The sequence below is a fragment of the Paenibacillus apis genome, assembly GCF_018333295.1.
Lineage (GTDB): Bacteria > Bacillota > Bacilli > Paenibacillales > Paenibacillaceae > Fontibacillus > Fontibacillus antibioticophila.
On sequence record NZ_BORS01000040.1, the window covers coordinates 1 to 2,305 of the forward strand.

Annotated in this window: 3 protein-coding genes and 1 rRNA gene; all 4 read left to right on the top strand. The window is 45.3% G+C overall.

The window, feature by feature from the left end:
- Nucleotides 1–331: 331 nt before the first annotated feature.
- On the top strand, nt 332–898 hold the full coding sequence (locus tag KI362_RS25155; protein ID WP_301630978.1) for an NAD(P)H-dependent oxidoreductase: 567 nt from the start codon (nt 332–334) through the stop codon (nt 896–898).
- A 129-nt stretch (nt 899–1,027) separates the two neighbouring features.
- The gene (locus KI362_RS25160; RefSeq protein WP_301630979.1) at nt 1,028–1,549 is read left to right on the top strand and encodes a TetR/AcrR family transcriptional regulator; all 522 of its coding nucleotides are present in this window, start codon (nt 1,028–1,030) and stop codon (nt 1,547–1,549) included.
- A 29-nt stretch (nt 1,550–1,578) separates the two neighbouring features.
- Nucleotides 1,579–1,749: a hypothetical protein gene (locus KI362_RS25165; RefSeq protein ID WP_158297377.1), complete on the top strand. Its 171-nt coding sequence runs from the start codon at nt 1,579–1,581 to the stop codon at nt 1,747–1,749.
- 425 nt (nt 1,750–2,174) lie between these two features.
- Nucleotides 2,175–2,305: ribosomal RNA gene (locus tag KI362_RS25170) — 16S ribosomal RNA — on the top strand; the annotation flags it as partial.

Here is a 2,305-nt window from a genome sequence, read left to right on the forward strand (position 1 = left end):
GTGAAAGAGACAAATAACACTGAGCCTGAACAGATTTGCTGTCAGGCTAGCGTCTTTAGGCGCAGTTTGGCAACAGGGGGTTATACCCCAAGAGCAAACCACCCGTTGGACGGGTGGTCCTGATTTTACTGCTACAAGTTGTTGTTTTGGAATTCTGGAATAAAGCTTGAAATATCAAGTTAAGCTTCCACAAGCTAGAATGCAAAGAGGGACTTATCAAAAAAAATTGCAAATGAGGAAGAGGTGGCATATAATTGTCTCGTGGTTAGTGATTGATCAATCACTAACCACGAAACGAAAATAAAACTTAAAGTTGAGAGGAGATACCCCTATGAATCATTTGATTGTGTATGCCCATCCGAGAAAAGAGAGTTTTAACCATGCCATTCTGGAAACGGCCGTCCGAGGTCTTCGGCAAAAAGGACATGAGGTTGTCGTGCGCGATTTGTACGCGATAGAATTTCAACCTGTTATCAGCAGCAGTGAAATTCTGGGCGGCATTGGTGAGGACATCGAGCAGGAGCAGGAGTATCTTAAGTGGGCGGACGTGATCACTTTCATTTATCCGATATGGTGGACTGGACTGCCGGCTATCGTCAAGGGCTATATTGAGAGGGTCTTTACTTACGGGTTTGCCTACCGTTACGTGAATGGCGAGCAAATGGGATTGATGAAGGGAAAAAAGGCTGTAATTATCAACACGCAAGGAAAATCACATGCCCAATATGCAGAGATGGGAATGGACAAGGCGCTGCTCTTGACTTCCGACACAGGAATATTTGAATATTGCGGTATGGAGGTGCTTCATCATGAAGTCTTTGAGTCCGTGCCGAGCTCAGACGAGGCGACGCGTTTGGCTTGGTTAAAACAGATCGAGGAGATGACAAGCAAGGCATAACGATATATGATCTTTCTCTGATCAAGGACAGGCTAAGGGTTCCAACGGTGGACTGGATTGTATTGCTTGTTTACTCCTTGTATAATTGATCTATTATTGATCAATCAATTTCAACTGGGGGAACAAGAAATGGCGAAATCGGGAACTACAGCGGTCAATCGAAGAGCAGATATTATCTCAGCAGCGATTGAAGTGTTTTCGGAAATAGGCTACTACCGGGCGACGACGGCAGAGGTGGCGAAACGGGCGAACATCTCCCAGCCTTATGTGTTCCGATTCTTCGCAACCAAAGAGAGCCTGTTGTTGACCGCGATTGAGGCGTCCTGGACCCGTGTCATTGAATCTTTCCGCACTATCGTGGAGACAGCTCCTCCTGAAGCTCTTGAGAAGCAATTGATCTATGAATACGAGAGCATCCAGGCGAAGCATCAGAACGAAATGTTCTTGCAGTTACAAGCACAATCCATTCGGGAGGAAGCTATTCAGGCAGCGATGCGAGACGGGTTCAAGCAAGTACGGGATATGGTACTTAAGGCTTTTTGCGAAGCCGGCGTTGCGAACCCCGAAGAGCGGACCTTACTGTTCCTTGCACGTGGAATGCTGTGTAACGTCGCTGTGGCGATCAAAATGCCCGAATTAATGAAAAGCTAAGTGTAATTGCTCGGAAATTCAATAACTGAATGAAAAGTAAAGTCAGATGGCCGCGTGTCCATGGAGAAGCAGTTGTCGAACGGCTAGGGAGAGCGGGATCGGGAGAAACCTGTGGAAGTGATGGCAGTTATGTGATGGCACAGGTGATCTTCGTGGATGTCTATCTCATCTATAAAGATGAACCGGATAAGGTGAGGTAGCATCCCGAAGCTCAGAGCTCGAAAGCACCTTGACATTATCTCAGCCGTGAGATTTAGTGGAGGTAAGAAGCGTTATGCAAAAGTTTGCCCGCAGTAAAAAATTACAAAATAGATTTTGTTCAGAATGTCTTGCAATGAGTATGGATACGTGATACATTATATATCCGGTCGTTAATTACGGCCCATCACGATTTCGAACCCATAAGCATTTAAAAAAGTGCTTGCAATGTTGGTTTGATCGTGATAAGATATAAAAGTTGCTGCTGATGAGGTGGTAACGAAATAAGAACCGAAGTTGATCTTTGAAAACTGAACAACGAGTGAGTATTAAATAGATGAATTCCAATCGACCCTGTGTCGTTTGAGATTCTATCTTGAGAGAATTATTAATTCTCGTCAGTTTTGAAATGAGCAAGTCAAACACTTTAATGGAGAGTTTGATCCTGGCTCAGGACGAACGCTGGCGGCGTGCCTAATACATGCAAGTCGAGCGGACTTGATGGAGTGCTTGCACTCCTGAAAGTTAGCGGCGGACGGGTGAGTAACACGTAGGCAA